Source organism: Streptomyces botrytidirepellens (assembly GCF_003721215.1).
Taxonomy (GTDB): Bacteria; Actinomycetota; Actinomycetes; order Streptomycetales; family Streptomycetaceae; genus Streptomyces; species Streptomyces himastatinicus.
Genome location: NZ_RIBZ01000652.1, coordinates 1 through 5,479, shown reverse-complemented (window position 1 = coordinate 5,479; position 5,479 = coordinate 1). Strand labels below are relative to the sequence as shown.

The window sequence follows — 5,479 nt, the reverse complement described above, 5'->3', positions numbered from 1 at the left end:
TCCCAACAGGGCCCTTTTCGTATATGTCACTACCTCCCCGGTGAGGGGCCTCGGTGGCACTACCGGTAGAGTCATGGGGCATCATCGGCTGATTCCCTCACAGGAGGCCCCCGGGTGGAGGTTCAGGAGACACGGGTCCAGACGGATCGTGTACTCACCATCCCGAACATCCTCAGCACCGCGCGCCTCTTCGGCGTACCGCTTTTCCTGTGGCTGATCCTCCGGCCCGAGTTCGGCGGGCCCAAGAGCGACCTCTGGGCCCTGCTGGTGCTGGCGCTCAGCGGGGTGAGCGACTATCTGGACGGCATGCTGGCCCGTCGTTGGAACCAGATCAGCAGTCTGGGGCGGCTCCTCGACCCCGCGGCCGACCGGCTCTACATTCTGTCGACGCTCATCGGCCTCACGTGGCGGGACATCCTGCCGCTCTGGCTGCCCGTGGTTCTCCTCGCGCGCGAGGTCGTGCTCGTTGCGATGGTGTGGATCCTCCGGCGCCATGGCTATCCGCCGCCGCAGGTGAACTTCCTCGGCAAGGCGGCCACGTTCAACCTCATGTACGCCTTCCCCTTGCTCCTTCTGAGTGATGGAAGTGGCCCACTTCACACGACCGCCGCTATTTTCGGATGGGCGTTCGCCGGATGGGGTACAACACTCTATTGGTGGGCAGGAGTCCTCTACGTGGTTCAGGTCCGCCGACTGGTGAAGGCGGACGCCGCGGCCGACTGAGTTCGCCGTCGTGGGCAACCCAGGACCGGGTGCCCGTAGCGATTTCATGGGCCATCGGGCGTGCGCGGTCGGCATGACCGTCGTCTCTTTCGAGGAGGACGCTTCCGACATGAAGGCCGTCGTAATGGCAGGGGGCGAGGGAACTCGTCTGCGCCCGATGACCGCGACCATGCCCAAACCGCTGCTGCCCGTGGCCAACAGGCCGATCATGGAGCACGTGTTGCGGCTGCTCAAGCGGCATGGCCTGTCCGAGACCGTGGTGACCGTGCAGTTCCTCGCGTCTCTGGTCAAGAACTACTTCGGGGACGGCGAGGAGCTCGGCATGGAGCTCACGTACGCCAACGAGGAGAAGCCGCTCGGCACGGCGGGCAGCGTCAAGAACGCGGAAGAAGCCCTCAAGGACGACGCCTTTCTGGTGATCTCGGGCGACGCCCTGACCGATTTCGACCTCACTGAGCTCATCAATTTCCATAAGGAAAAGGGCGCGCTGGTCACGGTGTGCCTGACCCGGGTCCCCAATCCGCTTGAATTTGGAATCACCATCGTCGACGAGGCGGGCCAGGTCGAGCGCTTCCTCGAGAAGCCCACCTGGGGCCAGGTCTTCTCGGACACGGTCAACACCGGCATCTATGTCATGGAGCCCGAAGTCTTCGACTACGTCGAGCCGGATGTTCCCGTCGACTGGTCCGGTGATGTCTTCCCGCAGCTCATGAAGGAGGGCAAGCCCATCTTCGGCTACATCGCCGAGGGCTACTGGGAGGACGTCGGCACGCATGAGAGCTATGTGAAGGCCCAGGCCGATGTGCTGGAGGGGAAGGTCGAGGTCGAACTCGACGGTTTCGAGATCTCGCCCGGCGTCTGGGTCGCCGAAGGCGCGGAGGTGCATCCCGAGTCCGTGCTCCGCGGCCCGCTCTACATCGGCGACTACGCCAAGGTGGAAGCGGGCGCCGAGATCCGGGAGCACACCGTCGTCGGCTCCAACGTCGTCGTGAAGAGCGGCGCCTTCCTGCACAAGGCCGTCGTCCATGACAACGTTTACGTGGGCCAGCAGAGCAATCTGCGCGGCTGTGTGATCGGCAAGAACACCGACATCATGCGTGCCTCCCGCATCGAGGACGGGGCGGTGATCGGCGACGAGTGTTTGATCGGCGAAGAATCGATCGTTCAGGGGAACGTCCGGGTCTATCCGTTCAAGACCATCGAAGCGGGCGCGTTCGTCAACACCTCGGTCATCTGGGAGTCGCGGGGGCAGGCCCACCTCTTCGGGGCCCGGGGCGTGTCCGGGATCCTCAATGTGGAGATCACCCCCGAGTTGGCGGTGCGGCTGGCCGGTGCGTATGCCACGACCCTCAAGAAGGGCTCCACGGTCACCACGGCGCGCGACCACTCCCGCGGCGCCCGCGCCCTGAAGCGGGCCATGATCTCTGCCCTCCAGACCAGCGCCATCGACGTCCGGGACCTGGAGAACGTGCCGCTGCCGGTGGCCCGCCAGCAGACCGCCCGCGGTAGCGCCGGCGGCATCATGATCCGTACATCGCCCGGAGTCCCCGACTCCGTGGACATCATGTTCTTCGACGAGCGCGGCGCCGATCTGTCCGCCGGAGGCCAGCGCAAGCTGGACCGGGTCTACGCGCGCCAGGAGTACCGCCGGGCGTTCCCCGGGGAGATCGGTGACCTGAGCTTCCCGTCGAGCGTCTACGACTCGTACACGGGCTCGCTGCTGCGGTCCACGGACGTCAGCGGTATCGCCGAGTCCGGTCTCAAGGTCGTGGTGGACGCCGCCAACGGCAGCGCCGGACTCGTCCTCCCCAGCCTGCTGGGACGGCTCGGCGTGGACGCGCTGACGATCAACCCGGGGCTGAACGAGTCTCGCCCCACCGAGACCGCCGACGGCCGCCGCTCCGGGCTCGCCCGGCTCGGGGAGATCGTCGCCTCCGCCCGCGCGGCCTTCGGAGTCCGGTTCGATCCCGTCGGCGAGCGGTTCTCGCTCGTGGACGAGCGCGGCCGCATCGTGGAGGACGACCGGGCGCTGCTGGTGATGCTGGACCTGGTGGCCGCGGAGCGACGGAGCGGGCGGGTGGCGCTTCCGGTGACCACGACCCGTATCGCCGAGCAGGTCGCGGCGTACCACGGCACCCAGGTGGAGTGGACGACGACCGCGGCGGACGACCTGACCCGGGTCGCCCGGTCCGAGACGACCATCTTCGGCGGCGACGGCCGCGGCGGCTTCATCGTCCCCGAGTTCAGCAGCGTCTTCGACGGTACGGCCGCCTTCGTCCGGCTCATCGGCCTGGTGGCGCGCACCCAGCTGACGCTCAGCCAGATCGACGCGCGGATTCCGCGGGCCCATGTGCAGCGGCGCGACCTGGCGACCCCGTGGGCGGTCAAGGGCCTGGTCATGCGGCATGTGGTGGAGGCCGCCGGCGACCGGTCCGTGGACACCACCGACGGGGTGCGGGTCGTGGAGGCCGACGGCCGCTGGGTGATGGTGCTGCCCGATCCGGCCGAGGCCGTCACCCACCTGTGGGCGGAGGGCCCGGACGACGCGTCGGCGCAGGCGCTGCTCGACGAGTGGGCCGGTGTCGTGGACAGCGCGGGACGCTGATCCGGGACTCTTCCGACGGCTCTTGAACCCGTTTGAACACGTTGGGGCGCCCTCTCTCCGGCCCGGATCCGGCACGCCGGTGGGGCCATTGGGAGACGGCGCCCCCGACGTGCGACGATGTGCGGCATGTCGCAGCAGCCCCCCGTTCGGAGCACAGAAACGTCGAGCCCGCGCCCGCGCCTCGACGCGTCCATGTCGCTGCTGACCAACGTGATGGACCACAGCCTCGACGACGGCTACGCCGAGGCGGCCGCGCGGCGTGGCGAGACCGGCCGGTCCCGGCTGCCGCGCACCCTGCGCGGGCGGCTGACGATGGCCCTCGGCCTGGTGATGGTGGCGGTCGTGGTCACCATCGGGGCCGCCGAGGCCCGGATATCGGCGCCGACGCTGGCCAAGGAGCGGGGAGAACTCATCGACCGCATCGAGTCGGGGAACGCGAAGGCGGACGGGCTCGCCAAGAGCGTGGACAAGCTCCGGGGCGACGTGGGGGAGAAGCAGCGGCAGGCGCTCCAGCGGCACGGGGGAGCCAAGGGCGACCTGGTGGCGCTGCTCTCGGGGGCGACCCAGGTGTCCGGTCCCGGGGTCAAGCTGATGGTCAACGACGCCAAGCAGTCCGCGTCGGGGAGCGGCGGGGGTCCCAGGGAGAGCAACGACTTCTCCGATACGGGGCGGGTACGCGACCACGACATGCAGCGCGTCGTCAACGGCCTGTGGGAGTCGGGCGCGGAGGCCATCGCGATCAACGGACAGCGGCTGACGGCACTGTCGGCGATCAGGGCCGCGGGAGACGCCATACTGGTCGACAACAAGCCGCTGGCGCCGCCGTACACGGTGCTCGCGGTGGGGGACGGGCAGCGGCTGAGCACCGCTTTCCAGGACAGTGCCGATGGGCAGTACCTGCACGTGTTGCAGGAGAACTACGACATCCGCACGAGCATTTCCGCCCAGGACACGGTCCGGCTGCCTGCCGCGCCGAGCCTGATCGTACGTAGCGCAGAACCCATAGTCGGCGGTGCCGGCAAGGGTGGCACCGAAACAGGGAAGGGCACATCGTGATCGCCGTATTGGGCCTCATCGTGGGAGTCGTGGTCGGGCTTGTGGTCCGACCCGTGGTGCCGACGGTGGTCGAGCCCTATCTGCCGATCGCCGTCGTCGCGGCACTCGACGCCGTGTTCGGCGGCTTCCGGGCGATGCTGGACGGGATCTTCGACGACAAGGTCTTCGTCGTATCGTTCCTGTCCAATGTGGTGGTGGCCGCACTGATCGTCTTCCTCGGTGACAAGCTCGGCGTCGGCGCCCAGCTGTCCACCGGGGTCGTGGTCGTCCTCGGCATCCGCATCTTCTCCAACGCTGCCGCGATCCGTCGGCACGTGTTCCGGGCGTGAGGCCGATGACGACCGACGACACCCCAGAGAAGCCGGAGCGGCGCGAGACGCCGCGTGAATCGGAGCGGCCTGAGCAGGCCGAGCGGGCCGAGCAGGCTGGGAAGCCGGAGCAGCCCGGGGATTCCCGGCAGGCCCCGAACGCTGAGCGGCCCGCGGCGCCGCGCGAGTCCGAGCGGCCCGAGCAGGCCGAGAAGCCCCGGTCGGCCGAGTCGCCAGAGGAGCGGGACACGGCGGAGCCGCGCGACACGGCGGACGAGCCGCGGGACTCCGAGCGGCCCGGTGCAGCCGAGCGGCCGGGGGAATCGGTGCGGCCCGGCGGGTCGGTGCGGGGAAGTGGCCCCGAGAGCCCTGGTGACTCCGAGGAGCCTGCGAAGCCACGACAGCAGGGCGCGCCCGAGCGGCCCGCCGCCTCCGAGCGGCCCGGCGAATCAGCGCAGCAGAGCGCACCCGAGCGGCCCGCCGCGCCCGAGCGGTCCGCGAAGCCCCAGCAGCAGGACGTACCGGAGCGATCCGGGGCCTCCGAGCAGCCTGCGAAGCCACGACAGCAGGGCTCGCCCGAGCGGCCCGCCGCCTCCGAGCCGTCCGGGAAGCCGGGCGCAAAGGGCACGCCGGAGCAGCGGGCTGTCCCGCCGCGGCCGTCGCTTCCCAAGCCTCCGGAGAAGCGCGCGGAGGCCAGCGGGAAGCCCGAGCACCCCGAGACGGAGGAGCGGCGCAAGGCCGCCCCGCTGAAGCCCCCGGCGCCCCAGGCGACGCGCCCCGGGGCGGG

Annotated in this window: 4 protein-coding genes and 1 pseudogene; all 5 read left to right on the top strand. The window is 69.6% G+C overall.

What is annotated here, in order from left to right:
• Positions 1-114: 114 nt before the first annotated feature.
• On the top strand, positions 115-723 hold the full coding sequence (clsA, locus tag EEJ42_RS34745; protein ID WP_009713209.1) for a cardiolipin synthase ClsA: 609 nt from the start codon (positions 115-117) through the stop codon (positions 721-723).
• Between the two features lie 109 nt (positions 724-832).
• Positions 833-3,328 carry a mannose-1-phosphate guanyltransferase gene (locus EEJ42_RS34740; RefSeq protein WP_123106155.1) on the top strand — a complete coding sequence of 832 codons (2,496 nt, stop codon included), beginning with the start codon at positions 833-835 and terminating at the stop codon, positions 3,326-3,328.
• Positions 3,329-3,445: 117 nt separating this feature from the next.
• Positions 3,446-4,384 (top strand): DUF881 domain-containing protein, encoded by a 939-nt coding sequence (locus tag EEJ42_RS34735; RefSeq protein WP_184503421.1) that lies wholly within the window; start codon positions 3,446-3,448, stop codon positions 4,382-4,384.
• Positions 4,381-4,713 (top strand): small basic family protein, encoded by a 333-nt coding sequence (locus EEJ42_RS34730; protein WP_014058688.1) that lies wholly within the window; start codon positions 4,381-4,383, stop codon positions 4,711-4,713. The genes EEJ42_RS34735 and EEJ42_RS34730 overlap by 4 nt, the downstream gene beginning before the upstream one ends.
• A gap of 5 nt (positions 4,714-4,718) precedes the next feature.
• Positions 4,719-5,479, top strand: a pseudogene (locus tag EEJ42_RS34725) (hypothetical protein); the annotation flags it as partial.

What these genes read in the sequence shown, in the direction of transcription:
- EEJ42_RS34740 (WP_123106155.1), top strand. Translation starts at nt 833, where the DNA reads ATGAAGGCCGTCGTAATGGCAGGGGGCGAGGGAACTCGTCTGCGCCCG.
- EEJ42_RS34735 (WP_184503421.1), top strand. Translation starts at nt 3,446, where the DNA reads ATGTGCGGCATGTCGCAGCAGCCCCCCGTTCGGAGCACAGAAACGTCG.